Source organism: Cryobacterium sp. TMT2-42-4 (assembly GCF_004402645.1).
In the GTDB taxonomy this organism is placed as follows: Bacteria; Actinomycetota; Actinomycetes; order Actinomycetales; family Microbacteriaceae; genus Cryobacterium; species Cryobacterium sandaracinum.
In genome coordinates, this window is the sequence record NZ_SOFT01000002.1 from 19,002 (window position 1) to 43,594 (window position 24,593).

The 24,593-nt window shown below is 66.3% G+C and carries 23 protein-coding genes and 1 pseudogene; 5 read left to right on the top strand and 19 right to left on the bottom strand.

Translation table 11 applies throughout. The annotated features are described in order from the left end of the window. Positions 1-89: 89 nt before the first annotated feature. Both E3O18_RS00160 and E3O18_RS00165 read right to left on the bottom strand, forming a co-directional pair. Positions 90-1,013, bottom strand: a complete 924-nt coding sequence (locus tag E3O18_RS00160; protein WP_134417182.1) for a sugar ABC transporter permease — start codon at positions 1,011-1,013, stop codon at positions 90-92. 93 nt (positions 1,014-1,106) lie between these two features. Then, complete coding sequence (locus E3O18_RS00165; RefSeq protein WP_134417184.1) at positions 1,107-2,414, bottom strand: ABC transporter substrate-binding protein; 1,308 nt, start codon at positions 2,412-2,414, stop codon at positions 1,107-1,109. A 220-nt stretch (positions 2,415-2,634) separates the two neighbouring features. On the opposite strand from E3O18_RS00165, the gene E3O18_RS00170 reads away from it, so the two are divergent. Together E3O18_RS00170 and E3O18_RS00175 are read left to right on the top strand one after the other, a co-directional pair. Next, a complete protein-coding gene (locus tag E3O18_RS00170) occupies positions 2,635-3,684 on the top strand; it encodes a LacI family DNA-binding transcriptional regulator (RefSeq protein WP_134395400.1) in 1,050 nt (349 codons plus the stop codon). 20 nt (positions 3,685-3,704) lie between these two features. Beyond that, positions 3,705-5,582, top strand: coding sequence for a sugar-binding domain-containing protein (locus E3O18_RS00175; RefSeq protein ID WP_134417186.1), 1,878 nt, complete (start codon positions 3,705-3,707; stop codon positions 5,580-5,582). Between the two features lie 252 nt (positions 5,583-5,834). Here the strand turns inward: E3O18_RS00175 and cls are convergent, their stop codons facing one another. The 15 genes from cls to tilS all read right to left on the bottom strand — a co-directional run bounded on the left by cls (position 5,835) and on the right by tilS (position 19,596). Then, positions 5,835-7,298: a cardiolipin synthase gene (gene cls / locus E3O18_RS00180; protein WP_134397145.1), complete on the bottom strand. Its 1,464-nt coding sequence runs from the start codon at positions 7,296-7,298 to the stop codon at positions 5,835-5,837. 6 nt (positions 7,299-7,304) lie between these two features. Continuing rightward, positions 7,305-7,481 carry a hypothetical protein gene (locus tag E3O18_RS15955; protein ID WP_166784554.1) on the bottom strand — a complete coding sequence of 59 codons (177 nt, stop codon included), beginning with the start codon at positions 7,479-7,481 and terminating at the stop codon, positions 7,305-7,307. 223 nt (positions 7,482-7,704) lie between these two features. Then, entirely contained in the window at positions 7,705-9,240 is a 1,536-nt protein-coding gene (gene lysS, locus E3O18_RS00185) for a lysine--tRNA ligase (protein ID WP_134417188.1), read from the bottom strand. 117 nt (positions 9,241-9,357) lie between these two features. Then, entirely contained in the window at positions 9,358-10,254 is an 897-nt protein-coding gene (gene panC, locus E3O18_RS00190) for a pantoate--beta-alanine ligase (RefSeq protein ID WP_241978088.1), read from the bottom strand. Positions 10,255-10,286: 32 nt separating this feature from the next. After that, positions 10,287-11,045 (bottom strand): DUF2520 domain-containing protein, encoded by a 759-nt coding sequence (locus E3O18_RS00195; protein ID WP_134397142.1) that lies wholly within the window; start codon positions 11,043-11,045, stop codon positions 10,287-10,289. After that, entirely contained in the window at positions 11,042-12,685 is a 1,644-nt protein-coding gene (locus tag E3O18_RS00200) for a PH domain-containing protein (protein ID WP_134417192.1), read from the bottom strand. The genes E3O18_RS00195 and E3O18_RS00200 overlap by 4 nt, the downstream gene beginning before the upstream one ends. Further along, the gene (locus tag E3O18_RS00205) at positions 12,682-13,179 is read right to left on the bottom strand and encodes a PH domain-containing protein (RefSeq protein ID WP_233191491.1); all 498 of its coding nucleotides are present in this window, start codon (positions 13,177-13,179) and stop codon (positions 12,682-12,684) included. The genes E3O18_RS00200 and E3O18_RS00205 overlap by 4 nt, the downstream gene beginning before the upstream one ends. Next, complete coding sequence (locus E3O18_RS00210; RefSeq protein WP_134395380.1) at positions 13,172-13,642, bottom strand: DUF3180 domain-containing protein; 471 nt, start codon at positions 13,640-13,642, stop codon at positions 13,172-13,174. The genes E3O18_RS00205 and E3O18_RS00210 overlap by 8 nt, the downstream gene beginning before the upstream one ends. Continuing rightward, a complete protein-coding gene (gene folK, locus E3O18_RS00215) occupies positions 13,639-14,163 on the bottom strand; it encodes a 2-amino-4-hydroxy-6-hydroxymethyldihydropteridine diphosphokinase (protein ID WP_134395381.1) in 525 nt (174 codons plus the stop codon). The genes E3O18_RS00210 and folK overlap by 4 nt, the downstream gene beginning before the upstream one ends. Then, positions 14,160-14,525 (bottom strand): dihydroneopterin aldolase, encoded by a 366-nt coding sequence (gene folB / locus E3O18_RS00220; protein WP_134395382.1) that lies wholly within the window; start codon positions 14,523-14,525, stop codon positions 14,160-14,162. The genes folK and folB overlap by 4 nt, the downstream gene beginning before the upstream one ends. Continuing rightward, entirely contained in the window at positions 14,522-15,316 is a 795-nt protein-coding gene (gene folP / locus E3O18_RS00225) for a dihydropteroate synthase (RefSeq protein WP_134395401.1), read from the bottom strand. The genes folB and folP overlap by 4 nt, the downstream gene beginning before the upstream one ends. Before the next feature lie 20 nt (positions 15,317-15,336). After that, positions 15,337-15,906, bottom strand: coding sequence for a GTP cyclohydrolase I FolE (gene folE / locus E3O18_RS00230; RefSeq protein WP_134395383.1), 570 nt, complete (start codon positions 15,904-15,906; stop codon positions 15,337-15,339). Positions 15,907-15,914: 8 nt separating this feature from the next. Beyond that, positions 15,915-17,924, bottom strand: a complete 2,010-nt coding sequence (ftsH, locus tag E3O18_RS00235) for an ATP-dependent zinc metalloprotease FtsH (protein WP_134395384.1) — start codon at positions 17,922-17,924, stop codon at positions 15,915-15,917. A 66-nt stretch (positions 17,925-17,990) separates the two neighbouring features. Beyond that, a complete protein-coding gene (gene hpt, locus E3O18_RS00240) occupies positions 17,991-18,542 on the bottom strand; it encodes a hypoxanthine phosphoribosyltransferase (RefSeq protein WP_104169606.1) in 552 nt (183 codons plus the stop codon). After that, positions 18,523-19,596 (bottom strand): tRNA lysidine(34) synthetase TilS, encoded by a 1,074-nt coding sequence (gene tilS / locus E3O18_RS00245; protein ID WP_134395385.1) that lies wholly within the window; start codon positions 19,594-19,596, stop codon positions 18,523-18,525. The genes hpt and tilS overlap by 20 nt, the downstream gene beginning before the upstream one ends. A gap of 45 nt (positions 19,597-19,641) precedes the next feature. Between tilS and E3O18_RS00250 the strand changes: the two genes are divergently transcribed. Further along, positions 19,642-20,133, top strand: coding sequence for an inorganic diphosphatase (locus E3O18_RS00250; RefSeq protein ID WP_134417194.1), 492 nt, complete (start codon positions 19,642-19,644; stop codon positions 20,131-20,133). A gap of 270 nt (positions 20,134-20,403) precedes the next feature. Here E3O18_RS00250 and E3O18_RS00255 read toward each other — a convergent pair whose 3' ends face one another. After that, the gene (locus E3O18_RS00255) at positions 20,404-20,688 is read right to left on the bottom strand and encodes a MarR family transcriptional regulator (RefSeq protein WP_134395386.1); all 285 of its coding nucleotides are present in this window, start codon (positions 20,686-20,688) and stop codon (positions 20,404-20,406) included. A gap of 107 nt (positions 20,689-20,795) precedes the next feature. Between E3O18_RS00255 and E3O18_RS00265 the strand changes: the two are divergent. Further along, positions 20,796-22,252 (top strand): annotated as a pseudogene (locus E3O18_RS00265) (proton-conducting transporter membrane subunit). Positions 22,253-22,313: 61 nt separating this feature from the next. Then, positions 22,314-23,654: a putative inorganic carbon transporter subunit DabA gene (locus E3O18_RS00270; protein ID WP_134395389.1), complete on the top strand. Its 1,341-nt coding sequence runs from the start codon at positions 22,314-22,316 to the stop codon at positions 23,652-23,654. Between the two features lie 424 nt (positions 23,655-24,078). Here the strand turns inward: E3O18_RS00270 and E3O18_RS00275 are convergent. Then, a partial coding sequence (locus E3O18_RS00275; protein WP_166784858.1) for an NlpC/P60 family protein occupies positions 24,079-24,593 on the bottom strand: 515 nt, incomplete at its 5' end.

The following is a 24,593-nucleotide window of genomic DNA, read 5'->3' on the forward strand; positions in this document are numbered from 1 at the left end:
GCCGAGAATGACGACCCGAGTGATTATGCCACTCCGTCGACGTGCACTGCGTGCACGGGAACCGGCACTGATCCTGGTCGTGAGAGCGTTCACGAGCGCACCTCCTTCTTGAGCTTCTTGGGCTGTTTCTCGCGAAAGATAAAGAAGACAAAGGCACTGATCGCCATGAGGAATACGGTCAGTACATAACTCATCGCTGCGGCGCTGCCCATCTGAAAGTTGCGCAGACCCGCGTCGGCGATCTGATAGATGGCCGTGCGCGTTTCACGTCCGGGGCCGCCCTGAGTCATCAGATAGGACTGGCCAAACATGTTGGCGGATGCCAGGAGGGTGATGATGGTGATGAACGAGAGGATGGGCTTGAGCCCGGGGATCGTCACGTGCAGGAACTGCATCCACGGTCCGGCCCCATCAACACGTGCGGCTTCGTAGAGTTCGATCGGGATGTCCTGAAGGCCGGCAAGGTAGATGACGGCGTTGAATCCGAGCGTCCACCAGACGGTCACTCCCACGAGCGCGACCCAGGCCGCGGGCGTCGTCGTTGTCCACGCGGTGTCATCCGGAAGTCCGAGGAGTCCCAAATAGTGGTTCACCAGCCCGATGTTGTTGTCGAGCAGGTATCGCCACAGCACCGAGATGACGGCGACGCCGAGGACGTAGGGGGCGAAGTAGATTGCTCGGAGAAAGTCACGTCCGGGAAACTTCTTGCTCATGAGTAGGGCGACGGCAAGCGGGACGATCAGGAGCAGTGGCACGCTGAGTACCGTGAAGATGCCGGTGGCCCGCATGGACCCCCAGAACGGACCGAAAACCGTCGATCCGGGTGAGAACAAGGCGACGTAGTTGTCGAGGCCGACAAAGGGTTTGTTCGGCAACGTGTAGTCCCAGGAATGAAGACTGATCCACACCCCTAGAACTGCGGGGAGGATGACGAAGCTGCTAAACAGAAGCAGGTAGGGGGCAAGGAACAGCCAAGGTGTGGCTATCCCCTGCTGCCGGGTGCCCGCTCGCATTCCACGATTTTTCTGCGACTCCGGGTCGGAAGCCGAGGGGCGGCGCGCCCTCCCCGTGGGGAGGACGCGTTCACCGACCTTCGTCGACATTGGTCAGTCCCCGAACGAGGCTTTGTTGTCGGCCATGAGTTTCGTCGCCGTTCCGGCGGCTTTTTTGAGCGCGTCACTCGGCGTCGTCGTTCCCTGAACCCCGTCGGCGACTGCGATTTCGAGGGTCTCGGCCTGCACCCCACCGATTCCGGGAATGGGCGGCAAGAAACGCATCGAATCGATCGTCGCCGCGATTGCTTCTTGCGGCAGGCCGTCGAGGGCGCCCGCATCGCGCACCGACTGACGGGCGGGGATCATGCCCGATCCTGCCCACTCGGCGGACTGCTCGCTCATCCAAGCGATGAACACCTTCGACGCGTTGACCTTGTTCTGGTCCGCGTTTGCCTGGCGGGGGAGGAAGAAGTTATGGGAGTTGGCCCAGACGGCATCTGTGTCACCAATTGTGGGGACCGGGGCGACCGCGTAAGGCAGACCGGACTCGGCGAGATCGTTGATCTGCCAGATGCCGTCCCAGGTGATCGAGGTTTCACCATTCTTGAAGGCGACGTACTGAGAGTCGATGGCGACGTCACTCGGGCTGTAACCGTCGTCCACGATGGAGCGCTGCCACTCCAGTGCCTTTACCCCGGCTGCTGAATCAAACGTTGCCCCGTCGTCACCATAGGGTTCACCGTCGTTCTGCCACAGCACGGAGAGGTTCATGAGGTGGCTCGGCCACCGCGTCGGCATCCAGAATGGAGTTTCGTACCCAGCTGCTTTGAGCTTGTCGAGCGCATCCTGGAAGGAAGCCGCGTCGGTCGGGGCCTCTTCGATCCCAGCGGCGGCGAAATGTTCGGTGTTATAGTACGTGGCCAGGGAATGCACATCGAGCGGAATGCCGTATCGGGCGTCCTTGTAGACGCCGGCATTCCAGACTTCGTCGGTGAAGTCGTCTGACGTCAGACCCAAGTCCTCGGTGAGATCGTCGATCGGTACGATGACGTTTCGCGCGGCGTTCGACGCGAGCTGGTCCAGGTGCATCACGCCGACGTCGGGACCCTCGCCGGCGGTCACCGCTGCGGGCAGTCGCTGGTAGAAGTCTGTCCACTGCATCGTGTTCGAGACGACCTTGATGGTGTCATGCTGAGCATTGAAGTCGGACACCATCTTCTCCATGAACGGACCGTCCCCGCCGGTGAAGCCGTTCCAATAGGACAGCTCCACCTCAGGTCCGGTGTATTCACCGGTGAAAGGCTCACTCGCCGCCTGCCCGGTTCCGCCCGCAGAGCATCCGGCCAGTACCAGCATGAGTGCGGCACCGAGGGCAGTGGCCCCAATCATTCGCCGCCCCAGGAAGTCTTTCTGCTTCATGATCGTTCGTCCTCCTCATCGAAAACATCGCTCCGCGACCCATGCGCGAAGCGGGCCGCCCATTCCCCGCACCAATCGGAGCGGCAGACGAACGCCTTCCGTCAATGTACAGCGCTGGAAAGATATTTGTCTAGTCCGCGATGATTCGCGACAAAAGCCGTTTCCAGCGCCTGGCCACAGTCGCCTTAGGATGGACCGGACCGGACTGGACAGGACAAACATGGCAAGGGTTCGACTCATAGACGTCGCGGAGCTCGCGGGCGTGTCCATGAAGACCGTCTCAAACGTCGTTCACAACTATCCTCACGTGGCCCCGGCGCTCCGCGAGAAGGTGCAAGCGGCAATTGACCAGCTCGGCTACCGACCCAACCTTACGGCGCGGCGTCTGGCTACCGGAAGAACCGGAATGATCGCCCTGGCGATCCCCGAAATCGACCATCCGTACTTTTCGGAACTCTCCCGTCATATTGCCGAAGAAGCAACTCGTCGAGGATACCGAGTCATTATCGAGCAGACCTTGAGCGATCCCATCGCGGAACGGGCGGTACTCAGCGATCGAGAGGCTGGGCTGGTCGACGGCGTAATCTTTCACCCCGTCCGCATGGAATCGCTCGACATTGCGAAGCTCGATCCTGGCACTCCGCTGGTCTTGCTCGGCGAGGCGGCCATGCCTGTCATGACGGACCACGTGATGATCGACAACGTCTCGGCCGCTCTCGATGCCACGCGGCACCTCTTAGCGAGAGGATGTCGACGCGTCGCTTTTCTCGGTGTCATAGCGGCGGACATCACTGGTTCGACGAATCAGCGCCTTCTCGGCTACCAACAGGGTCTTCTGGAGGCTGGGGTCCAACTGGATCCTGAGTTGGTATTCACGGCGTTGGAATTCACGGCTGAAGCAGGCCTTCGTGCGGTTGCCGAGGCGATTGAGCGCGGGGTGCGTTTTGACGGCGTGGTCTGCCGCGACGACCGGTTTGCGATCGGAGCATTGAAAGCCCTCCATAATTCCGGGCGATCGGTACCCGCAGATGTGGCCGTGGTCGGTTGGGACAACACCTTCTTGGCCGCGTACACGTCCCCGACACTCACCTCCGTGGCGCCGAGGAAGACCGCTATCGCCGCGGCTGCTTTCAATCTCCTCGAGGAACGAATCGCTGGATACCGGGGGGTTGGCCGCCACAGGATCGTGGGGCATTCACTCGAAGTGCGCGAGAGCGCTCCATCCACTCCTCGCCGCCTCGACCAAAACTTGGACTTTACAGCGCTGTAATTTGTCGGCATGATTGCGGTATGTCGCGTTCTCTCCCGCTTTCTGCCAGTGCCCAGGGTGGCGTGTATCCCCGCCCGCAACTTGTCCGCCCGAATTGGCACGATCTCGCCGGCGAGTGGGCATTCGATCACGACGATCACGACATCGGCAGACGTGAGAAGTGGTTCGCAAACCCTGCACACCTTGGCCGGGTCATCACTGTTCCGTTTCCGCCTGAGTCGGAGATGTCGGGAATCGCCGAGCCGGGCTTCCATCCCGTTGTCTGGTATTCCCGCATCATCAGCCCCGAAGACGTGGCCGCGAGCGGCCTGTCCCGCGCACGTGACCGAGTGGTGTTGCATTTTGGGGCGGTCGACTACCGCGCCTCTGTGTGGATCGATGGCCAGTTCATCGGGTCTCACGAGGGCGGCCAGACGCCGTTCTCCTTTGACATCACCGAAGCGCTGTCGCCCCAAGAGGACTGCGTGCTCGTGGTTCGTGCCGAGGACGACCCCCACGACGTAGCTCAGCCGCGGGGCAAACAGGATTGGCTCGAGGATGCGCACGTCATTTGGTACCACCGCACCACGGGGATCTGGCAACCGGTCTGGCTCGAGTCTGTGCCGGATCAGCGCATCACGGCACTGCGTTGGATTCCGAACGTGCCGGCTGGGGACGTCGCGATCGAGGTGGACCTGACACGGCGCCCGGCGGTGAGCGTTACTGTTCAGGTGGAACTGTCCATCGCGGGCGAAATTCTCGCCCGGCAGTCTTTCATGACCGTTGAGCCGCGATCACAGGCAACCATTCAAATTTCTCGGCAGGCGAACGGTCAGGCCTATGAAGCTCTCCTCTGGTCACCGGAAAACCCGCGACTGATTGACGCGCATGTCTCGATCATTGCTGACGACGGAAGCATTCTCGACGAGTCCTTCTCCTATTTCGGGCTTCGTAGCGTCGGTGTCGCGGGCGGCAGGTTCCTGCTCAATGACCGGCCGTACTTCGTACGATCGGTGCTGGAGCAGGGCTACTGGCCGCAGTCGCACCTCGCTGCGCCCTCGGCCGAAGCTCTGCGAGCCGAAGTGGAACTCATCAGGGCCCTGGGGTTCAACGCCGCGAGAATCCATGAAAAGGTCGAGGACCCCCGATTCCTCTATTGGGCGGACCGGCTCGGCTTGCTGATTTGGGGTGAAATGGGCAGCACCTACGAGTTCTCTTCGGAGGCAGTATCGCGAGTCACCCGCGAATGGACCGAAGTAGTGCGCCGCGACCGATCGCATCCGTCCATCGTCACCTGGGTTCCCCTCAACGAGAGTTGGGGTGTTCAACATATCGCACACGACGACGCCCAGTTGAGCTTCGCCCAGTCGCTCTACCACCTGACTCGAGCGCTCGATCCGAGCCGCCCGGTCATCTCCAATGACGGCTGGGAACACGCCATATCCGACATCCTCACAATCCACGACTATGCCGGCACGGCCGAGCAGCTCGATGCCAATTACAAGGACATCGACGCCATCCGATCCCTCGTTGCGGGTATGGGGCCGGCAGGCCGTCGCCTGCAGCTCATCCCCCGCGAGGTCGATGGCCAGTCGATCATGGTCACTGAATTCGGCGGGGTCAGCTTCGCGCCCGACGCCGCCGATGACTCGTGGGGCTACACGACAGCGACGAGCTATGAGGACTTCGAAAATCGTGTATCAGGCCTCGTCGGGAGCCTTCGGGACAACCCGATCCTCTCGGGCTTTTGTTACACCCAGCTGACGGACACGATGCAGGAGACCAACGGTCTGACCGACGCGAACCGGAAGCCCAAACTGCCGATCGCCGTGATCCGCAGCATTGTATCCGGGGAGATCGCGCCCCTTCCCCGGGGGGCGGGGGTCGCTGCGTCGAGCCTGCACTCGGCCACCGGCTGAGGACGACTGAGACCGGCTCCACGAACTCGGCCTCAGTGATTGCACGCAAGGTATTGAGATCGGGCGTGGCGTGGCGTTGTGTCTCGGCTCGAGCTTCAGCGAGTCCGGCGACGGCCGCACAGTCAGCCGTGGCGATAATGTCCAGCAGGAACCCGGAGACGGCGCGTTCGGACCTCGCGAGAGAGAGCCTCCACGACCACCGCCGACCTGGGTGGATCGAGGTGCCGGGGCTCGGAGCCGAGCCGCACGCCGCTACTGCACCGCGGAGGTCAGCCGGGCGAGATTGTCGAGCACCGTGGAGCGCAGCGGCTGCTTCATCCATTCCTCCAGGGTGAGTTCACGGCTGTCCTCCCGGTAGCCGTCCTCCACCGCCCTCAACTGCTGCACGAAGGAGCGTCCGCGCACCATCATCGATACCTCGAAGTTGAGGCTGAACGATCGCATGTCCATGTTGCTCGACCCGATCACGGCCACCTCGTCGTCGATCGTGAAATGCTTGGCGTGCAGCACGTAGGGAGCCTTGTACAGGTAGATCTTCACGCCCGCCCGAAGCAGCTCCTCATAGTAGGAGCGCTGCGCGTGGTAGACGAGGGCCTGGTCGCCGACCTCGGAAACGAACAGCTCCACCCGCAGCCCGCGCTGAGTGGCCGTCGTGATGGCGTACATGATCGACTCGTCCGGAACGAAGTACGGGCTCGTGATGATGATGCGCTCCTGGGCATAGTAGAGCAGCGCGAGGAACAGGCGCAGGTTGTTCTCGCCCTCGAACCCGGGTCCGCTCGGCACGATCTGGCAGTCGAGGGAGTGCGGCACGACCTCGGTCTGCACCGGCTGGATGTCCCGGGTGAGCAGGTCATCGGTCTCGCTGTACCAGTCGGTGATGAAAATCGCGTTGAGACCCGACACGATCGGCCCCTCGACCCGCGTCATCAGGTCTTTCCACTTCAGGCCGCGACGGATGTTTCCCGGCACGTTGTACGTGCGGTCGATGACGTTCTGCGACCCCATGTAACCGACCAGGCCGTCGATGACGAGAACCTTGCGGTGGTTGCGCAGGTCCGGCCGCTGCCACTTTCCCTTGAGCGGTTGCAGCGGCAACAGGAGCTCCCACTTCACGCCGGATTCCGTGAGCCGGCGCAGCGTCCGACGGTAGCCGGGCTTGCGCATCGACTGGATATGATCCATCAACACGCGCACGGTGACGCCCCGCTTGACGGCACTCTCGAGGGCGTCGAAGAACGATGCGGTGGTCGGATCCAGCGAGAGGATGTAGAACTCGACGTGCACGAATTTGCGGGCCCTGTCGATGTCGGTCACCATCTCCGCGAACGTGCCCTCATAGTCGCCGAGTAGCCGCGCCTCATTTCCGCCGACCAGCGGCATCGACCCCAAGTTGCGGTTGAGTTCGACGACCGACTCGAGCCACTGTGGCCAGGGGTGGTCGCGACGCACCTGATCAATGCCCTCGGTGCTGTCGAGGATGAACTGGTTGATCTCCTCCTGCATCTCCAGCCGCTTTTTCGGCAGGGTCCGGTAGCCGATGAGTAGAAAAAGGAGGGCGCCGATGTACGGCAGGAAGAAGATCGTGAGCAGCCACGCCATGCCCGATGTCGGCCGACGGTTGCGAGGAACGACGACGATTGCTACCACGCGAATGGAGAAATCGACCACCAGGGCGATCACGAGGATGATGGTCGAGATGTCGATGCCGAACATTCGGTGCTAGGTAACCGGTTTATCGAGCCCGAGCTTGGCGCGCTCTTCCGCCTCGATCCGGGCGTAGACCTTACGCTCCGTGCGGTCTGCCCGCACGATGGAACGCATCACGATCCAAAAGATCAGCCCGACGGCGACGGTGGGCAGGAGCGCCCAGAAAGCGCTGACCCAGAAGTTGTCCATGATGTCTCCAACGATACGGGAAAACGGCGGGCAGGCGCGCGACGTTTACGTATTCAGCAGCCCTGCGATACCGGTGCCGATTGCGTAGATCCCGGTTCCTGCGACGCCGACCCAGATCGAGACTTCGAGCAGGGACGGACGACGACGGACGCGCGGGATCGGTTGGCCGGGCACCGGCTCGCCGGGCACAGGCTCGCGAGGCGGCTTCGACCTCATCGGATGATCATTTCACCAGCGGGAACAGGATGGTTTCCCGAATTCCCAGCCCGGACAGCGCCATCAGCAAACGGTCGATGCCCATGCCCATGCCGCCGGTGGGCGGCATCCCGTGTTCGAGGGCCCGCAGGAATTCCTCGTCGAGGCGCATGGCCTCGGGGTCGCCGCCGGCGGCGAGGCGCGCCTGTTCGACGAAGCGCTCACGCTGCACGACCGGGTCGACGAGCTCGGAGTAGCCGGTGGCCAGCTCGAAGCCGCGCACGTACAGGTCCCACTTCTCGACCACCCCGGCAACACTCCGGTGGCCGCGCACGAGCGGGCTGGTGTCGATCGGGAAGTCCATAACGAACGTGGGGCGGGTCAGGCCGCCTTTCACGAAGTGCTCCCACAGCTCCTCGACGTACTTGCCGTGGATGGGGTGGTCGATATCGAGCCCCTCCGTGTCGGCGAGCACCTTCAAGTCGGCGAGCGGGGTGGCCGGCGAGATCGCGTAGCCGACGGCCGCGGACAGGCTGTCGTACATGCCGATGCGGTCCCAGTCGCCGCCCAGGTCGAATTCGGTGCCGTCGGCCCAGGTCACCACGTGCGAGCCGGCGATGGCGAACGCGGCATCCTGAATCAGTTTCTGGGTGAGGTCGGCGATCGAGTTGTAGTCGCCGTAAGCCTCGTAGGCCTCCAGCATCGCGAACTCCGGCGAGTGGGTGGAGTCAGCGCCCTCGTTGCGGAAGTTGCGGTTGATCTCGTAAACCCGGTCGATGCCGCCGACCACGGCGCGCTTGAGGAACAGCTCCGGCGCGATCCGCAGGTAGAGGTCGGTGTCGAACGCGTTGCTGTGGGTCGTGAACGGGCGAGCGGATGCGCCACCGTGCATGACCTGCAACATCGGCGTCTCAATCTCGATGAAGCCCAGCTCCGTGAAGGTGCGGCGCAGGCTAGCGACGGTCTGCGAGCGCTGGATCACGCTGCGGCGGGCCTGCTCGCGAATGATCAAATCGAGGTACCGGCTGCGCACGCGGGTCTCCTCGCTGAGCGCGGTGTGCAGGTTCGGCAGTGGCAGCAGCGCCTTGGCGGCGACCTTCCACTCCGACGCCATGACGGAGAGCTCGCCGCGGCGGGAGGAGATGACCTCACCGGAGACGAAGAGGTGGTCGCCGAGGTCGACGAGGTCTTTCCAATCGGCGAGGGATTCCTCACCCACCGCCCCCAGGGAGATCATGGCCTGAATGCGGCTGCCGTCCCCGGACTGCAGGCTGGCGAAGCAGAGCTTGCCGGTGTTGCGCAGGTGCACGACGCGGCCGGCGAGGCCGACGGTAACGCCGGTGATGGCATCCGCTTCGAGGTCGCCGAACTGCGCGCGCACGGCGGGAATCGTGTCGGTGACGGGCACGGACACCGGATAGGCGCCGCCGGCGGGACTGGTCGCGGCGGCGTTCAACCGGTCACGCTTGGCCAGGCGCACGACCTTCTGCTCGTTGGACTCGGCCTCCGCCGCTGCGGCGGCCACGATTTCGGCCTCGGTCGGTGCTGGGTTCTGCTCGCTCATGCGGTTCTCCGTGGCAGGTGGCGGCCGGGCGATGCCCGGCGCTCCCGCGCGTGCTCATTGATGTGACGACGTGTTGATGAAAGGTTGGGCTGGTGACGCTCGGGCGGGTGCTGCGACCTAGGGAAGGTCCAGGGCCACGTTGTCGATCAGCCGGGTGCGACCGACCAGCGCGGCGACCAGCATGCGGGCCGGGCCGTGATGCTCACCCCCGACCGGAAGGAAGGTCTGGGGGTCGACGACAACGAGATAGTCCAGTTTAACCAGCGTCTGGGCGTCGATCCGCGCGTGGGCGGCCTGTAGAGCGGCGCCGACACCCTGGGCGGCGACGGATGCGCCGGCCTCGAGCCCCGCGGACAGCGCCCGGGCTGCGGCGCGCTGAGCCGGTTCGAGAGCGCGGTTGCGGCTGGAGAGGGCGAGGCCGCCGTCTTCGCGCACGATCGGGACGATCTCGATGCGGGTGCGGAAGTCGAGGTCGGCCAGCATCCGTTCAACGAGGAAGACCTGCTGCGCGTCCTTCTGCCCGAACACGGCCACGTCTGGGCCGACGATGTTGAACAGCTTCGCGACCACCGTCAGCATGCCGTCGAAATGCCCGGGGCGCGCAGCGCCCTCGAAGAGGCTGCCGACCGCGCCGGCGACAACCCGGGTGGAAGCGGCGCCGTCCGGGTACATCAGCTGGCTGGTTGGCGCGAATACGAACGGCACACCCTCCGCGGCGAGAGCCGCGACATCGGCCTCGAGCATGCGCGGGTAGCTGCCGAGGTCTTCCCCGACGCCGAACTGCAGCGGGTTGACGAAGATCGACACCACGACGATGTCGCCGAGGCTGCGGGCCCGGCGCACCAGGGCCAGGTGCCCGGCGTGCAGGGCCCCCATGGTCGGGACCAACACGACGCGGGGGGTGCCGCCGGCCTCGCCACGCTCGGCGCGCTCGCTCTCGATGCGGCTCTGCGCGTCGGTCAGGCGGCTCCGCAGTTCCTCGATGGTGCCGATGACTTCTGGTTTGGTGAGCACGTTCACTCGTCCTCCGGTGTGTTGCGGTTGTGTCATTCGTCGAAATCGTCCTGGGCGCGGGTGTCGAGCGACTCCAGTTCGTCGAGCTGGGAAAGGTCGAGGCGGTCGGGGCTGGTGCGGGCCAGCGCGTTCTCCATGGCGGAGCGCATCAGCGGCGCGATCACCGCTCCCGGATGCTCGATACCGATGCCGGCCAGCAGCCCGGTGGCCTGCTCCACGATCGAGGTGGAGAACGCCGTGGCGGTGGCAACGGCCTCGGCATAGGCAGCCCGGTCGGCCTCCGCGACGATCACGGGCTCGCCGCCCATCTCCACGACCAGCGCCTGCCCGATCGGCAGCACCGGTGTGGGCGCCGTCACCGCGAAGTAGCTGTCGGCGAGGCGGGCCAGGTCGATGCTGGTGCCGGTGAAGCTCATGGCCGGGTGGATGGCCAGCGGGATCGCGCCACCGGCCAGCGCCGGGGCCAGCACCGCGGTGCCGAACCGGGCCGAGGTGTGCAACACAAGCTGGCCGGCCTGCCAGGTTCCGGTGGCCGCGAGCCCGCTGATGAGGCTCTCGAGCTGGGCGTCGGGGACGGCGATGATGACCAGTTCGCTGCGCTCGACGATCTCGGGAACGGTGAGGATGGGCGCGCCCGGAAGAATCGCCTCGGCCCGGTCGCGGCTGGACTGCGAGATGGCGGAGATCCCGACGATCGCGTGGCCCGCGCCGGCGAGGGCGGCGCCGAGGATGGGGCCGACCCGGCCAGCACCGATGATGCCGATTCCGAGCCGTCCGGGACGCGGCGTCATTCGGTGACTCCGTTCGGTTTTTTCCAGGTGGGTTGGGCCGCGGTCGGCTGGCCGTGGATCGGCTCGCCCTGGATCGGCTGGCCCTGGATCGGCTGGCCCTGGATCGGCTGGTTCCAGTGGTGGCTGGTGTCGGACTGGGCCGACACGATGGCCCCGGAGGCGATCCGGTCGAAGAAAACCAGGGCCTCTGCGGCGGCCACCACTCCGAGGTAGGCGGACACCGGCCCGGCGACGGTGTGCAGCCGGGCGGAGGCGAGGCGCAGCATCCGGGTCACAGGGCCCTGCGAGATGGCGACGCTCTGCAACCGGGCCAGCGGCACCAACACCAGCTCCCGCGAGATCACGCCGCGCCGGAGCAGGGCGATGCCGCCCACGACGGTGTAGCCGGTGCGGCGCCACGAGAACGGATGCAGCCAGGCCGCCCGGCGCGGCGCGTTCGTGAAGCCGTCGTCACCGCCCTTCGAGCGGAGGCCCCGTTCGATCAGGGCCTGCTGCTCCGCCGAGTCGAACCCGGGCAGGATCAATTCGAGCACCCGGGCGACGTCGGCGAGCGTGCCCACCGGGAGGGTTGTGGTGTTGGCCTCGCCGGCGGCACCCTGGGTGCTGGAGTGACCGGCCGTGTTGATGCGCACCTGCCACCAGCCGAACGGGCGCCAGAGCAACGGCTGCGAGACACCGATCGCGTGGATCCGGCCCGGCGGCAGGGTCTCGTTGCTCGTGGTGAGCAGCCCGAAGCCGACCCGCACGCCGTCGGGGGTGCCGGCGATGCTGTAGCGCAGCGACTTGGTGACCCGGGTGAAATAGAAGCTGACGCTGCCGATCAGGGTAGGGATGAAGGCTACGAGCAGCCAGTCGCTGCCGCCGGCGGTCACGCTGACGATCAGGGCGATTCCGGAGAGCACGACGAAGACCGTGAAGCCGCTGAACACGACGGATCCGATCAGCCGCCCGGGCGGAATCCGCACCACCGATTCCGGCGGGGCGGCGTCGGGGTCCAGCTCGGGCGCGAAGAGGTCCCGGGCCCGGTCGGCGACGGCGGTCGCGGGAGAGTGGGGTGACGCGGGAGCGAGACCGGGACGGGAGGCCTGGGCCAGTGCGGCATCCGGGGCGGAAATGGGCTGCTGCCGCAGTCCGGACGCGAGGCGAAGGATGTCCCGTCGCAGCTGGTCCGCCAGGGTCGAACCCAGGTAGGCCAGTTGCACATTGGCGTCCTGACCGGCCACGCTGACTTCGAGCTTCGCGGCGCCGATCAGGCGAGGGATGAACGGGCGCACGATGTTGACGCCCTGGATTCTGTCGAGGCGGGCCCGGCGGTTGCTGCGGAAGAGCATCCCGCTGCGCACCTCGACAACCTCCCCGGTGACCCGGAACGTGTGCATGCGCCAGGACAGGTAGAAGACCACCAGGATCAGCACAAGCACGACCGCGACCGCGATCAGCGCCCAGCCGACGACGCCGCGCTCGAGGATCGCGTCAATCGGGTCCCCGCCGTATCTCGGCACCCCGAAGAAGACGTCGATCAGCCGCTCGCGGAGGTTGGCGATGATGAAGCCGAGAACGGCGACGATGAAGATGCCGCCGCGCAGCAGTGGGCTGGCCGGATGCAGCCGGTGCCATTCCCCGTCGGCGAGCGTGGTCACAGCCCGGCCCGGCGACTCTCGGCCAGCTCCACGAGCCGGTCGCGCAGGCTCTCCGCGTCAGCCTCGGCGAGCCCCGGGATGAGCACCCCCGACGAGGCCGCCGCGGTCACGAATTTGAGGTCGGCCAGACCCAGCCAGCGCGCGATCGGGCCGCGCGTGATATCGACCAGCTGCATCCGCCCGTAAGGAACGGACACGAACCGGGTGAACATGATGCCCCGGCGGAAGAGCAGGTCGTCGCGTCGCAGCTGATAGCCGATGGCCCGCACCCGGCGCGGTTCGAAGGCGACACTGGCCCCGGTGATCAACACGATCGCGCCGATCACGTAGAGCGCCCACTGCACGTCGAGGAGCAGCCACACCGCCGCGGCCATGGCCGTGAGCACCAGCCCGAAGACGATCGTGCCGACCGTCTCCACCACCACATAACGCGGGGAGACGCGCTTCCACTCCTCCACGTCGGGGAGGTCCAGTCCTACAGCCGCGTCAGGCACGCACTTCTCCCTGCTCTTGATCGTCGTCATCGGGGGGAAGCGTGCAGAAGTGCTCGGCCACCAGCCCCAGGGTCAGGAGGATCCCGGCGCCTACCGCCGTCCCGATTGCAGGCCATAACGATGTTACCGCCGGCACGACCGAGCGGGTCAGGATGTAGAGCACGATTCCCAGTCCGCCGCCGAGAAGCAGCGCCCCGCTCAGCGCCGACGCCTTCGCCAGCAGTGCCACCCGGATGGCCAGGAACGGGTTGACGTGTTTCCGCACCGAGCCGCGAATGGCCTGACGGATCGGCCAGGCCAGCGCCAGGACGCCGATCCCGATCGCGATCAGCGCGATCGGCAGGGTGGCCGGGGGCAGGAACATCGCCGAGCCGCCGGACGCGGCGGCCAGCTCGAGCAGGAACACGACGACCAGGCCGGCCAGACCCAGGGCGATCAGCGCCGACGGCTGCGTACGTTTCACCGGTTGCCGCCCGCGGACGGCAGTGCGGGGTACCGCTGCACGGTGGTGTTGATCGCGCCGAGCAGCGCGCGCACCGGGCCGCGGCCCGGCAGCACTGCGGCCGGGTCGAGGTCCAACCACGGGGCCAGCACGAAGTCGCGCTCGGCGGCCCGCTGGTGCGGGATGGTCAGGCGCTCGTCGTGCAGCGAGGCCGTTCCGAAGACGATGATGTCGATGTCGAGGGTGCGGTCGCCCCAACGTTCGACCCGCACCCGACCGTGGTCCTTCTCGATGGCGTTCACTGCGTCGAGCAGGGTGTGCGGGTGCCCGGTGTAACGGATGCCGACCACCAGGTTCAGATAGCGCGGTGCCTCGTCGTCGACGCCGCCGACCTTCACCGCGGCGGACTCGTAGACCGGGGAAACGCCGGTCAGCTCGAGCCCGGGCTCCCGCTCCAGCGCGTCGATCGCCGCGGTGAGGGTGGCCATGCGGTCGCCGAGATTGCTGCCCAGGGCGAGCAGCGCCGGGGTCCCGTCTGTCATGCGCGCGTCCGCAGGATCTGCACCGCGACATCCGTGAACGGTACGGCGATCGGTGCCTGTGGTTTGTGCACCGTCACCTGCACCGTGTCGGCGGCGTCGTGCGCCAGCACCGCGGCGGCGATGCGCTCGGCGACGGTTTCGATCAGGTCGACCGGGTTGTGCCGGGCAGCATCCGTCACCTCCACGGCGAGCTCGCCGTAGTGGATGGTCTGCGTCACATCGTCGCTCGCGGCGGCACGCCGCAGGTCGAGCCAAACCGTCACGTCGATGACGAAGTCCTGTCCGTTCTCCCGCTCGAAGTCGTAGACGCCGTGGTGCGCGTTGACCCGCAGGCCGGTGAGCGTGATGGAGTCGCTTCTCATTGTCCCATTCTGGCGGAATCCGCCAGTGCCAGCACATTCAGCGCCGTTCGCGTCGCCGCGACGTCGTGTACGCGCACCGCCCAGGCGCCGGCCTGCGCGGCCAGCACGCTGACCACGGCGGTCGGCAGATCGCGTTCCAGCACGCCCGCGTCGGCCGGGAGCACCCCGGCGAGGAACCGCTTGCGAGAGGCACCGACCATGACCGGGAACCCCAGGTCGGCGAAGACGTCCAGGTGGGCCAGCAAACGCCAGTTGTGCTCGGGCAGCTTCGAGAAGCCGAGCCCCGGGTCAAGAACGATCTTCTCCGGCGGCAGGCCAGCCGCGGTGAGCACGTCGACCCGCGCGACCAGCTCGGCCCGCACCTCGGCTACGACGTCGCCATAGACAGCGAGGTCGTCCATCGTCGGAGCGTGCGCCCGCCAGTGCATGGCGACGTAGGTCAGCCCGCTGCGTGCGGCGATGGATGCCATCAGCGGGTCCGCCAGGCCGCCGGAGACGTCGTTAATGATCTGCGCCCCGGCGGCGGCCGCGGCGGCCGCGGTGCTCGAATTGAGAGTGTCGACACTGATCGAGAGCCCCTGCCGGGCGAGTTCGCTGATCACCGGGAGCACCCGGGACTGCTCCTCGGCGGGCGCGACCCGGCCGGCGCCGGGGCGCGTGGACTCGCCGCCCACGTCGATCAGGTCGGCTCCCTGGGACTGCAGGTCGAGGGCGTGGATGATCGCGGCATCCGTCGACGCCCACCGGCCGCCGTCGCTGAAGGAATCCGGTGTGACGTTGAGCACCCCCATGATCAGGGTGCGCGGCCGGGTCACCGGCCGGAGCCGATCAGGGCCATGATCTCGGCGCGTTTCACGGGTTCGGCGAGGGACCCGCGGCTGGCCATCGTGACGGTCGAGCTGGCGGTCTGGCGCGAACCGCGTGCGGTCACGCAGCCGTGCACGGCGTCGAGCACGACCAGTACGCCGAGCGGTGCGAGCCCGATTTGGAGCGCCTCGGCGATCTCCTCGGTCAGGCGTTCCTGCATCTGGGGCCGGGCGGCGATCGTGTCGACGACGGCCGGCAGCTTGCCCAGACCCACGACCCGTTCGTTCGGCACGTAGGCAAGGTGGGCGATGCCGAGGAAGGGCAACAGGTGATGTTCGCAGACGGAGCGGAAGGCGATGTCGCGCAGGAGCACCAGTTCACCCGTGTGCGGGCCCACCGGGATCGTGTCGCGCAAGTGGTCGACCGGGTCCACCGCCATCCCGGCGAAGAACTCACCGTAGGACTCGGCCACTCGGCGAGGGGTCGCCCTGAGGCCCGGACGGGCGGGATCTTCGCCGATTGCGGCGAGGATCTCGGCGACCGCGGCTTCGATCCGCACCCTGTCCACTGCCACCCGGGGGCCTACGCGGTGGCGGGGCGAGGGGTACGGGCCGGAGTGCGGGCCGGAGTGCTCGCGGCGGTCTCGCCAGCGGCACTGCCATCGGCGACACCGCTCTCGATGAGGGCTTTGGGAGTCGGCATCGCGATGGGCGGCAGGTCGGAGACCGGACGCTTGTCACTGGACAGCCACTGCGGACGCGGGGGCAGCTTGACGACGCCCGTGAAGAGCGCGGCCAGCGCGTGCTGGTCGAGCGTCTCGTGCTCGAGCAGCTCGGCGGCCAGTTCGTCGAGGATGGCCCGGTTCGTGATCAGCACCTGGTAGGCCTCGTCATGCGCGTCTTCAAGCAGCTGGCGCACTTCGGCGTCGACGCTTTCGGCGACCCGCTCGGAGTAGTCCCGCTGGTGGCCCATGTCGCGGCCGAGGAAGACCTCACCGGAACCCTGCCCGAGCTTGAGCGGGCCGACGGCCGAACTCATGCCGAACTCGGTGACCATCTTGCGCGCGGTGGAAGTGGCCTTCTCAATGTCGTTCGAGGCGCCGGTGGTCGGGTCGTGGAAGATGATCTCCTCGGCCACCCGCCCGCCCATGGCGTAGGCGAGCTGGTCGAGCAGTTCGTTGCGGGTGACGGAGTAGCGGTCTTCGACCGGCATCACCATCGTGTAGCCGAGGGCGCGGCCACGGGGCAGGATCGTGATCTTGGTGACCGGGTCGGTGTTGCGCATCGCGGTCGCCACGAGCGCGTGGCCGCCCTCGTGGTACGCGGTGATCAGCTTCTCTTTGTCTCGCATGACACGGCTGCGGCGCTGCGGGCCGGCCATCACGCGGTCGACGGCCTCGTCGAGGGCGCGATTGTCGATCAGCTGCGCGTTGGAACGCGCGGTGAGCAGCGCGGCCTCGTTGAGAACGTTGGCCAGATCGGCGCCGGTGAAGCCGGGCGTCTTGCGCGCCAGCACCTCGAGGTCGACGCCGGGAGCCATCGGCTTGCCCTTGGAGTGCACCTCCAGGATGCGCTTACGACCGAGCATGTCGGGCGCGTCCACGCCGATTTGACGGTCGAAGCGGCCGGGGCGCAGCAGCGCCGGGTCGAGGATGTCGGGCCGGTTGGTGGCCGCGATGAGAATGACGTTCGCCTTGACGTCGAAGCCGTCCATCTCGACCAGCAGCTGGTTAAGGGTCTGCTCGCGCTCGTCGTGCCCGCCGCCCATACCGGCTCCGCGGTGACGGCCGACGGCGTCGATCTCATCGATGAAGATGATGGCCGGGGCGTTTTCCTTGGCCTGCTGGAACAGGTCGCGCACGCGGCTGGCGCCGACGCCGACGAACATTTCCACGAAGTCGGAGCCCGAGATCGCGTAGAACGGCACGCTGGCCTCGCCAGCGACGGCCCGGGCGAGGAGCGTCTTTCCGGTTCCGGGAGGGCCGTAGAGCAGAACGCCCTTGGGGATGCGTGCCCCGACGGCCTGGAACTTCGCCGGCTCCTTGAGGAACTCCTTGATCTCCTCGAGCTCCTCGATGGCCTCGTCGGCGCCCGCGACATCCGCGAACGTCACCTGGGGGCTCTCCTTGGATACCAGCTTGGCCTTCGACTTGCCGAACTGCATCACCTTGTTGCCGCCGCCCTGCATGCCGGCGAGCATGAACCAGAAGAACGCGCCGATCAGGAGCAGGGGCAGCATGATGCCGAGCAGCGACAGGAACCAGCTGGACTTCGGCACCTCGTCGGTGAAGCCGTCGGCCGGATTGGCAGTGGTGACGGCCGTGATGACCTCTTCGCCGCGCGGGGCGACGTAGTAGAACTGGACCTCGCTACCGAGGTCCTTATCCGCCTTGGTCAGGGTGAGATCGACGCGCTGCTCACCGTCGACGATCGTGGCCTCGGAGACCTTCCCGTCTTTCAGGAACTCCAGTCCCTGTTGGGTCGGAATCTCTTTGAATCCCGACATGGTAATGAGACTCGACCCTACCCACACAGCAACAATCGCCAGGAGAATGTAGAGGAGCGGCCCGCGCAGTAGCTTCTTGACGTTCATCGTGGTCACAGGCTACCGTGACCGCGCTGGACGAAGACCGTGTGTTCGCCCAAAGCGCTACCAGGCTCAGCTGTAAATGTGCGGAGCGAGAACGCCCACCGAGCGCAGGTTGCGGTAGCGTTCGTCGAAGTCGAGACCGTAGCCCACGACGAACTGGTTCGGGATGTCGAAACCGAGGTATTTCACGTCGATGTCGACGCGAGCGGCATCCGGCTTACGTAGCAGGGCGCAGATTTCAACGGATTCCGGACCGCGAGACTTCAGGTTGGACAGCAGCCACGAGAGCGTCAGACCGGAGTCGATGATGTCCTCGACGATGAGCACGTTGCGGCCGTGCAGGTCGGTGTCGAGGTCCTTCAGGATGCGCACGACGCCGCTGGACTGCGTGCCGGACCCGTAGGAGCTGACCGCCATCCAGTCCATCGTGATCGGGTGCACGAGTTCGCGCGCCAGATCGGCCATGACCATGACCGCTCCCTTGAGCACGCCGACCAGCAACAGATCTTTGCCGGCATAGTCCGCCTCGATCAGGCGGCACAGCTCTGCGAGCCGGGTGCGGATCTGCTCCTCCTCGATCAGAATCTCGGTGAGGTCGCCTTCAATGTCGCGGGGTTCCATGGGAGCGGGAGGGTCCTTTGCTCGGGGCGTGTCCAGGCGCGGTGAAAATCAGCCAACCGTCCTGCCGTATAACTCTAATGCCTGGCAGGTCTAGCGGCTTCTGCCCGTGCCAGTCGGTGACCAGGCGCAGCACGGCCAGCGTGTGCACGCGTTCCAGGGACACCCCGAACTCCCGTTCGACCGAGAACCGGATGATCCGCTGGCGCACCGCGGGCAGATTCGCCTCCAGCCGGCTCGCGTCCAGCCGGATTCCGGCGCCGTCGGCAGGGTCGCTGAGCGGTTCGCTCAGCTGCTCGCTGAGACCACGGGCCAGGTCGTCGAGCGCGCTCGAGTCCTCGCGCAGCTGCCCGGCCGTGCGCACGAGCGCTTCGGCCACGCCGGGCCCCAGCTCCCGCTCGAGTACGGGCAGCACGGTCTGGCGTACCCGCACCCGCTGGAAGCGGGGGTCGTCGTTGTGCGGGTCCTGCCAGGGGTGCAGGCCGGCATCCACGCAGAATTGCCGGGTCCGGGCGCGACGGATGCCCAGCAGCGGCCGCAGAATCGGCCCGCCGACCGGCTTCATTCCCTGCAGGCTTGTGGGGCCCGATCCCCGGGCAAGGCCGAGTAGCACGGTCTCGGCCTGATCGTCGAGAGTGTGCCCGAGGAGGATGTGGCTCGCGCCGGTCTCCCGCCGCGCCTGGTCGAAGGCCGCGTACCGAGCGGTGCGGGCGGAGGCCTCCGGACCGCCGGCATCCGTGCCGTGGTCGACCGTGACCCGAAGAACGAGAACCGGGTCGAGGCCGAGTTCCCGCGCCTGCCCCGCCGCGGCCGCCGCGACGCCGGCCGAACCGTCCTGCAGTGCGTGGTCGACGATGACCGCCCCGGCGCGCAGGCCCGCGCGCGGCGCCTCGAAAGCCGTGGCTGCGGCCAGGGCGAGCGAGTCGGCTCCCCCGCTGAGGCCGACCAGCACCAGGCCGCCGCCGCGGGCCGGCCCGGCCTCGATGAGCAGGGTGCGAACATGGCGGCGCACATCGGCGATCGCCGGGGTGAGCCTCGGGCGGCGTGGGGACTCCATCCAGTAACGTTATCGACAGACTGTGAACAAGGGAGAGACCAGGCCATGGCCGCATACGACGCAGTAATCGAAATCCCTCGCGGGAGCCGCAACAAATACGAAGTCGATCACGAGACCGGGCGGGTGTACCTGGACCGGGTTCTCTACACGAGCTTCGTGTACCCGACCGACTACGGCTTCTTCGAGAACACCCTGGGACTCGACGGCGACCCGGTCGACGTCCTGGTCCTGATCGAGTTTCCGCTGTTCCCAGGGGTCGGCCTGTCGGTTCGCCCGGTCGGCGTGTTCAATATGACGGATGATGGCGGCTCAGACGCGAAGGTCATCGCGGTTCCCGCCGACGACCCGCGCTGGGACTATATCCAGGACGTCACCGACATCCCGGAGTACACCCGCAAGGAGATCGAGCACTTTTTCGAGCACTACAAAGACCTCGAACCCGGCAAATGGGTCAAGACCGAGGGCTGGGGCGACGCCGCGGAGGCCGACCAGATCGTGCGCGACGGCCTCACGAAACTGGCGGAAGAGGGCCACTAAGACGCGTCACCTGTAGTCCGGTGAGGGTTTTCGGCAGACTCGACCCGTGCCCCGTGGTGCCGTGCGGGCGGGCGGGCGTGAGTGCGGGCCGCCGGGACTCGTCCCGGGCCTAGATCACGCGCAGACCGGAGATCATCCCGCCGATGTCCCGCCACACCATGCCCTCAATTGGCAGGGATGTCGATGAAGGCAGGTGTGGTGGTGGCCAAGCCCGCACGGCTCACGAGATACACACACCCCACTCTCGATCCTAGATAGACCGCGGACCTGTTACTGGTCACGGGTGTTGGCGAAGGTAGCAAGCAGCTCCCCGATGCGATGATCGCGATCCAGAGGGTGCCGAAGCGGCATCGCCGTGTTGAGCCGGTAGGTGTTGCGGCGACCTTCGCGTTCGCGGTCCAGGTAGCCAGCTTCCTCCAGCTCGGTGACGATTCGTTGCGCCGCTCGCTCGGTGATGCCGACCTGAACGGCGACGTCGCGTAGCCGTACGTTCGGGTTATCCGCCACGCACAACAACACGTGGGCGTGATTGGTCAAAAACGTCCAGGTCGACATCTCTCGATTATCTCCCACCCGACGAGCCTCTTGACACACTCAAATCCCGACACTCAACATGTGCTATGTTTTTCCGGTTTTGTAAGGCGTGCTTTTGAGAGGCGCCGATGGTTGATTGGCTTGTAGTGGGTGGTGTGACCCTGACGCCGTGGATCGCGGGGCTGAGCGCTGCGCTCCTCGGCTGGCCGGGGGTGAGCGGGGACAGGGTGGCCCGCCTTGCAGCGACTGTGGTCGGGTTCGGGTTCCTTGTGACTGTCGCGGTCGCTATCGCATCCGTTGCCGCACCACACCAAAGTGCGCAGGTGGTGTTCGGGTCTACCTCCGTGCACCTGGATGCCCTGGCGTTGATTTTGTCGATGCTGGTGCTGGGACTCAGCGCACTGATCCAGGTCTTCGCGATTCGATACCTGCGCGGTGACCTTCGACAGGTCTGGTTTGTCGTCGCCGCCAATCTGCTCACCGGGTTCACCGTGTTGATGGTGTGCGCCGGGTCGGTGGCCCTGTTCACCGTGGCCTGGATCGGAGCCGGGGCGGCCCTCGTTGTTCTCCTGACGACCTATCGGCCGATTGCGCAGGCCCGGGACGGCGTCCGGCGCACCGGATCCCGGTTCCTGATCGCCGATGCTGCCTTCCTGGTTCCTGTCGCCATCCTGCTGGTCACCGCCGGAGGCGACATTCCCCTGGATCATCTTGGTGTGGTCACGGAGTCGTTACCGGTGCCGCTCCAACTGAGCTGTGCTGCGCTGCTCGTGGTCTCGGCGTTAGCCCGCTCAAGCCAGATTCCGTTCCAGGGCTGGTTACCGTTCACGCTGGCGGCCCCCACTCCGGTGTGGTCAACGCCGGCGCCATCCTGCTGATCCGATTCGCCCCGGCCATCGCGCCGCACCAGAGCGTCATGATCGGGGTGTTCGTGGCCGGCGCCGTGACGCTGGTCTACGCATCGGCGGTCCGCCTGGTCCGGCCGGATGTGAAGGGCCGGTTGGTGTTCTCAACGATGGCGCAGATGGGGTTCATGATCATGGCCTGCGGTTTGGGAGTGTTCGCGGCAGCAATCTTCCACCTGGTCGCCCACTCCCTATTCAAATCCACCCTCTCCCTCGGGGCCGGCATGGGTGTGCGCCACCACGCCGTCGACCGGGACCTCCCACCCCGACAGATCCAGTCGCCCTTCGCACTCGCCGCAGCCATGACGCTGTCGGTGCTGGTGCCGTTGGCGGCGTTGACTGCAGCCGAATGGGTGTTCTCCCCCACCGTGTCAACGGCCAGTGCCGCTCTGCTCGTGTTCGTTGCCGTGACCGCCAGCGTCACTTTGGGCACAGCCTTGAGCACCGACTTCACGCTTCGAACGCTTCTCACCGGTGCCGCGTCAATAGTGGTGCTGGCCTTCGGATACGTGGTCCTCCTGCAGATGTTTACAGCGGCATTGGATCCCGTGACAACCATCAACGCCGCCCCCGCCTGGCTATGGCCCTGCCCGCCTTCGGCCTCATCGCGGTCCAACTGCTCTCCCGTAACCCACACCGGCTACTCCACCTCGGTGATCTCATTTACACCAGGACCGTGACGACCACCCTCCCCCGCCAGCCCGCTGTCCCCCGCCCGCCAGTGACCTCAGGAGTATTGTCATGAATTTGATTCTGCGCGTCCAGGTGGCCACGGCGGCCCATGACATCGTGCCGTCCTGGCCTGTGGAGTCTTTCATCGCCGTGAATCCTCTCGCGGGCCACGAACCCCGCCCATTCGAGACCGCCACCACCACCCCGGGCGTGACGCTCACCCGATCCCGCGACGCCTACCTCAACGACGCCGACCGCGGCCGCATCGTCACTGCCGACCTCGAAGCCGCCCTCGCCCACCGTGTTCCCGAACTCGCCGAACAGCTCACGATCGCGGGGAAGAGCGTGTCCGTGGTGGGCGTGGCGGTCCGGGACATGAAGATCGCGCAGTGGAATTCTCCCGTCGCAACGCGGCCATCGGCACCCTGGCTGGACGAGTACCTGGCCACCTGGGTGTCGTCCTACCTGAACCCGGACCCGCTCTGGGCGATGCCCCACAGGCAGCACGGTTTCTACCAGGTGTGGCGAACTCTGGCCCGCCGGGACCCGTCACTCCACCGAACGGCCCGCACGGAGACACTTCGAACCGAGCTCCAATTCCTACCGGGCTGGGTCGGTCATATCAAGTGGAGGGCCGAGAAGATCGGTGACATCGACCTGCTCTCCTACCTGGGCGTGAGATTGACCCTCCAAGCCGTCCTCGACGTGACACCCCTCCCGGCGCCGCGCGGGCCCGTCTTTGCCGAGGAGGCGCAGACGACCCTTGTGCACCGGGCCGAACACATTGCCCGATCGATCGGTGGCAGTCGAGTCAACCGAGAAGAGATCTCGGCAGTGAGACAACGCCAACGAGTTGATCGACGCCGTCCAGGAACTTCTCAGCGCATCCAGTGGCGTCATGTTCGTTTCCGACACCTACGTCTCCCGGCCCGACTACTTTCAATGACTCTTCCCCGCACGACCTACACCGGACGCCCGATTTCCTTCGCCACGATGTACGGCAAAGCATTGCTCGCCCACGACGCGTTCCAGAACGCCCTTGGCGCGACAGTCACCGCGGCGGAGGGCCTCGACACCGACCAGTTCGGAACGTTCGCCGGCGACATCCCCCGACCCCTCAGCCCGCGCGACGCTGCCCGTGCGAAAGCCCGACTCGGCATGCAGATCGCCGGAACCACCCTCGGCCTCGCCTCCGAAGGCACCTTCACCTCCGAATTCGGGCTCCTCATGCTGCGTCAGCACCTCGCCAGTTGTCGGAAGACGACACATCGTCAGCGCCGGCGAAGCCATCACGTTCGCGTCTGCTATCGGCTTCCCGGACCAAGGCGTGATCCTGCACGGCACACAGAAGAACGACACGGTCACCCACAAAGACATCACCTAATTCGAGATCCTCGGCGACACCGCTGATGCCCTTCTGAAACAGCACCAATCCGTTGTGATACGTCCGGACTACCGCGCCCACAAGGCACCATCCCGCGCCGCAGCCATCCGGGCACTGTGAGAAAAAATGGCCCAGCGTCTCTCAACCGAGTGTCCGGCCTGCCGGGCGCCCGGGTTTGGCCACGTCCACGTCGAACACGGCCTGCCCTGCACCTTCTGCGGATCGCCAACCCAGGCCATCGCAGCCGATATCCAAGGCTGCGGCCGGTGCACTCACCAGATCCGGACACCACGAAATCACGCACTGGCAGCCCCAGAATGGTGCGATGACAAACCCGCCCTCACCTACCGGGACGGAGCTGTCCTGAGCGCGATCGTGGTGTGGTGGCACGAATTCGCAGACACGCCCGAGATGCCCACGCACCAGACAACCCGGTGATCGTTTCGCCGGTCAGCCGGGTCGGCCCACGTAGGGAGCCACGTCGCCGGCAGACCAGATGCCATGGATGCGCACGGGCGAGGACGGGTTCGGGGCCTCGAGGATCTTGCCGCCGCCCACGTAGATAGCCACATGGTAGTAGTCGCCGCCCCCACCCCAGAATACGAGGTCGCCGCGCTGAGCTTGACTGAAGGGAACCAGACGACCCTCGTTGGCCATGGTGCGGTACTGGTTCGTGGCCGAGTGCGAGCCAATGTAAATGCCCGCCGCCGCGTAGGCGGCCTTGGTCAGCCCCGAGCAGTCCCAGACGTTCGGCCCGGAGCCGCCGAGCACGTAGCGGTCGCCGAGCTGCTGGGTGGCGAATGACAGCGCCGTGTCGACCGCTCCGGCTATCGGGGCCGGGGCCGCGGGGGCCGGAGCCGCAGGGGCCGCGGGGGCCGGAGCCGCAGGAGCTGCCGGGGCAGCTGGGGCCGGAGCCGCAGGGGCTGCCGGGGCTGCCGGCTGGGCCGCCTGGGCCGGGGTGACCG

Coding starts and splice junctions, on each gene's coding strand:
- E3O18_RS00195 (WP_134397142.1), bottom strand. CDS start 11,045: ATGACGCCGCGTCCCGGACGGCTCGGAATCGGCATCATCGGTGCTGGC.
- cls (WP_134397145.1), bottom strand. CDS start 7,298: ATGTTCGGCATCGACATCTCGACCATCATCCTCGTGATCGCCCTGGTG.
- E3O18_RS00175 (WP_134417186.1), top strand. CDS start 3,705: ATGTCGCGTTCTCTCCCGCTTTCTGCCAGTGCCCAGGGTGGCGTGTAT.
- folP (WP_134395401.1), bottom strand. CDS start 15,316: ATGGGGGTGCTCAACGTCACACCGGATTCCTTCAGCGACGGCGGCCGG.
- lysS (WP_134417188.1), bottom strand. CDS start 9,240: ATGAGCGAGCAGAACCCAGCACCGACCGAGGCCGAAATCGTGGCCGCC.
- folK (WP_134395381.1), bottom strand. CDS start 14,163: ATGACAGACGGGACCCCGGCGCTGCTCGCCCTGGGCAGCAATCTCGGC.
- E3O18_RS00250 (WP_134417194.1), top strand. CDS start 19,642: ATGGCCGCATACGACGCAGTAATCGAAATCCCTCGCGGGAGCCGCAAC.
- E3O18_RS00165 (WP_134417184.1), bottom strand. CDS start 2,414: ATGAAGCAGAAAGACTTCCTGGGGCGGCGAATGATTGGGGCCACTGCC.
- E3O18_RS15955 (WP_166784554.1), bottom strand. CDS start 7,481: ATGGACAACTTCTGGGTCAGCGCTTTCTGGGCGCTCCTGCCCACCGTC.
- hpt (WP_104169606.1), bottom strand. CDS start 18,542: ATGGAACCCCGCGACATTGAAGGCGACCTCACCGAGATTCTGATCGAG.
- tilS (WP_134395385.1), bottom strand. CDS start 19,596: ATGGAGTCCCCACGCCGCCCGAGGCTCACCCCGGCGATCGCCGATGTG.
- E3O18_RS00160 (WP_134417182.1), bottom strand. CDS start 1,013: ATGCGAGCGGGCACCCGGCAGCAGGGGATAGCCACACCTTGGCTGTTC.
- folB (WP_134395382.1), bottom strand. CDS start 14,525: ATGAGAAGCGACTCCATCACGCTCACCGGCCTGCGGGTCAACGCGCAC.
- ftsH (WP_134395384.1), bottom strand. CDS start 17,924: ATGAACGTCAAGAAGCTACTGCGCGGGCCGCTCCTCTACATTCTCCTG.
- E3O18_RS00270 (WP_134395389.1), top strand. CDS start 22,314: ATGAATTTGATTCTGCGCGTCCAGGTGGCCACGGCGGCCCATGACATC.
- E3O18_RS00255 (WP_134395386.1), bottom strand. CDS start 20,688: ATGTCGACCTGGACGTTTTTGACCAATCACGCCCACGTGTTGTTGTGC.
- E3O18_RS00170 (WP_134395400.1), top strand. CDS start 2,635: ATGGCAAGGGTTCGACTCATAGACGTCGCGGAGCTCGCGGGCGTGTCC.